Below are 584 nucleotides of genomic sequence, written 5' to 3' on the forward strand. Positions count from 1 at the left end.
CGCCGGGGCACTGGAGCTGTTGGAGACTCGATCAGTCAGAAAGCAGATGGAACGCTTGATTTTGTTGGCGGCATCGATGTTAATCGGGAGGTGCGCCTCAGAATCTGCAGAAAGCCAAGCCAGAAGCATATTAGCAGTTTTACAGAAAACGGAATGAATGGGCAGCGAGCTGGAGTTGAAAATACGATTGTTCCTTTCAATCCAAAGGTTCCAAAAGATAGCCTTGGAAGTGAGGTCCCAAATATTCCTAACATTTGAATTAATAGAAGGAATCCAAGATGTCCAAATATTAGGAACAGAGGGAGGAGAAGATAAAGAAGGGTAAGAGTGCAGGAAGAGGGACCAAATTCTCTCAGAGAAGGCACAGCTCAGGAAAAGGTGCTCCACCGATTCAGAATTCTTAAGACAGAGAAAGCAAGTGTCAGTTCCATTAGGGTTGCAACCTTTCCTGGAGAGATTATCAAGAGTGTGAATTTTGTTCTCCCCAACAAGCCAACAGAATACGGTAATTTTGCTTGGAGATTTTGTCTTCCAGAATTTGTTGTACAGAAGACAACGAGTACCACCATCAATAAGGAAATTAT

General features: G+C 43.5%; 2 protein-coding genes. Both read left to right on the top strand.

Annotation, left to right across the window (positions count from 1 at the left end):
- Window positions 1–258: hypothetical protein (locus tag ACFILO_RS09755; RefSeq protein WP_375678242.1), on the top strand; the 258-nt coding region annotated here is incomplete at its 5' end.
- A 69-nt stretch (window positions 259–327) separates the two neighbouring features.
- The coding region (locus ACFILO_RS09760) for a hypothetical protein (protein WP_375678243.1) at window positions 328–584 on the top strand (257 nt) is incomplete at its 3' end.

Source organism: Bartonella sp. AP72JLCBS (assembly GCF_042195705.1).
In the GTDB taxonomy this organism is placed as follows: Bacteria; Pseudomonadota; Alphaproteobacteria; order Rhizobiales; family Rhizobiaceae; genus Bartonella.